This window comes from Marinospirillum sp. (assembly GCF_014859565.1).
The window spans coordinates 1-2,541 of sequence record NZ_JACUUA010000358.1 but is presented as its reverse complement, the minus strand read 5'-3'; the positions used below and the strand labels follow the sequence as shown (position 1 = coordinate 2,541).

Below are 2,541 nucleotides of genomic sequence, written 5' to 3'. Positions count from 1 at the left end.
CCACCTTATCCATGGCTCTGCCAGTATAGGTATCCATCCAGTGCTCACGTATTGCTTCATCCTGAGTGTACACTAACCCTACAGCACCCAAAGCCAGTGCATTGCGCTTCAATTTGTCCATATCTGTGGTGAACACCTCACCCACAGCTGCTACCGGAATACGGTAAAAATTGGAAAAATAATCACTCGTTTCACCAGCTAATGCAGTGTTCATCCAAGCCTGCAAGACTACCAAGACAACAAGTCGCTTAATGCTCATGGGAAAGCCTATCCCGTCCAGTTGAAAAACGCATTTTACAGAAAAATACTCAAGGGGTAAGCTTGATCAGCTGAAAACATCACCTGAAAACCGGAATCAAAATGGCTGCCCTGCAAATTGACACCTACTACAACCACACACAGATTAAAAGCCTTCTGGATTATGGAGAAAAAATACTTCAGCAACCACACAACGTAGAACAGGAAAATCATTCTGAAAACCTGCCGAGAGTAACCAAAACACTGAATAATCTTCTTCGGGCTGGTCATCAGATACACTTTGTGGAATACCAAGGTAAAGAGTACGTGTTTAAAGTATTTGCTGATCTTGGGGAATATAGCCCGGAGAGACATAGCTACGGCAGAAGAGTAGCCTTTTTTTTAGATAACTGGATAAAAAATCCAGCCAGGCGCAGCTATCAGGGTGCGTACACCCTCAAAGAATTAAATATACCGGCTATCCAGCCCCTTGCGGCACTCAGTGGCCGCTGGGGTATTCACCGGCGCGGACTCTTTATTTATGAAAGTGTTCAAGCCGAATACAACCTAAAGAAATGGTTAAAATTTGGCCTCAGTGAACATAAAATTCAGGCTGCTCTAGAGCAACTTTGTAAAATCACTCGACAGCTGGAAATATGTAAATATCATTTCTCAGACTTCAAGATGGATAATATACTCGTAGAAATTAAAAACACAAACAACTTCACCCTTACTTTAATTGATACGGACGAAGTTATAAACTCAGTCTTAAAAAAATATGCACTTCTCCCTAAAAAATGGAATCTTTGGCTAAACCTATGGCATTTACGAAGACTCAAACCAGTTGCACCTTTGGATGAAGAATTCTTGCGCTGCCACCTTGGAGAAAACTACCATCCAGATCATCTGGAAACATGGCGACGATTTAGACGATTCCAGCCAAACCCAATAAAATGGTTAAAGCGAAAGAAAAAGAAATAATCTTATAGCTAACAAAACCAAAAAATGAGTAAAATTTCTTAAAAAGGTTAAAAATGAAATTAAATATCTGGTTTGACGTGCCCTCTCTATATTACCTACCACAGTACATACCAGTATACGAGGAACTAACAAGCCGAGGTCACAGCTGCAGCTTTCTTCTCTATCATCAACCAGATTTTCAACACCTGGTTAGCAGCTATCTGGAAGGTGAGGGCAAGGACTTACCAGTCAAAATCATTAACAAAGAAGTAGTTAATGATTTTTACGCAGAGAAGGCACATGCTGACTGGATTATCTTTGGTAATGACAACTTTACAGACTTCGACAAACTGCCTAAACAAACAAAAACAGCGCTCCTTTACCATGGAATTGGTGTTAAAGCCTGTTATTACACACCGGGGCTAGCCCTGTACGATGTACGCTTTACTGAGGGGCGTTTCCGACAGGAGCAGCTGGCTACAATGTACCCAAAATCTAGGTTTGTTGAAACTGGGTTTGCAAAACTTGACCCATTGGCGGCCTTAAAAAAGAACTGCACTCAAGCCTTCAATCTAGAGCAAAATGGACTGAACTCTGAAAAGCCAACTTTACTCTATGCCCCCACTTTTTATCCGAGCTCAATTGAACTCATGGATAAAAACTGGCCTGATCACTTTGATGATTGCAACATAATCATAAAGCCTCATTTTTTTACATATACCAATAAGAAGTACCATAAGCAGCGCCAATTACTGGAAAGATGGTCAAAATTCAATAATGTATATTTGACAACTCCCACTGAGATTTCTCTGCTACCTTACATGGCAACAGCAAACATCCTGATTAGTGAGGCATCATCTGCACTCTTTGAATTTGCCGCACTGGATAAACCCGTTGTATGGCTGGATTATCTTAAACTCCGGTGGAGCTATAGAGGACCTCTGAGATACCGATTTGAAAAGCGGATGGACAAAACCATACTCCCCTACACAGGTGTGGCAGCCCATGTGACTAAACCAGGAGACTTGGAAAGAGTTGTAAGGAATGAGCTCAGAAATCCGTGCAACTATTCAGAAGCCCGAAAAAAAACCACTGAAGAGCTAATCGGTAAAGTTGATGGCGAGGTTTCCAAAAGAATTGTTAATTATCTTGAAGGGCAATAGCTTCAGCCAAAGAGTCCATAGCCTGCTGGATACCATTAGCAAGGCCAAGTTCGTTAATCCTGTCTTTTAACTGCTCACGTACTGACTGAGTCATTAGAGCAGAGAATACTATTTGCATTTCATTCAGCCCGCGTTATTCATGAGGCTGTGAATCAGCCTCTCCGAACCGCTGTTTGACCCT

The 2,541-nt window shown here is 41.7% G+C and carries 3 protein-coding genes; 2 read left to right on the top strand and 1 reads right to left on the bottom strand.

Translation table 11 applies throughout. The features are described from left to right. On the bottom strand, positions 1 to 214 hold a 214-nt coding region (locus tag IBX50_RS19610), incomplete at its 3' end, for a hypothetical protein (RefSeq protein WP_292258082.1). A 146-nt stretch (positions 215 to 360) separates the two neighbouring features. Between IBX50_RS19610 and IBX50_RS19605 the strand changes: the two genes are divergently transcribed. Both IBX50_RS19605 and IBX50_RS19600 read left to right on the top strand, forming a co-directional pair. Further along, the gene (locus IBX50_RS19605) at positions 361 to 1,218 is read left to right on the top strand and encodes a lipopolysaccharide kinase InaA family protein (protein WP_292258081.1); all 858 of its coding nucleotides are present in this window, start codon (positions 361 to 363) and stop codon (positions 1,216 to 1,218) included. Between the two features lie 53 nt (positions 1,219 to 1,271). After that, positions 1,272 to 2,360, top strand: coding sequence for a CDP-glycerol glycerophosphotransferase family protein (locus tag IBX50_RS19600; RefSeq protein WP_292258080.1), 1,089 nt, complete (start codon positions 1,272 to 1,274; stop codon positions 2,358 to 2,360). Positions 2,361 to 2,541: the final 181 nt, after the last annotated feature.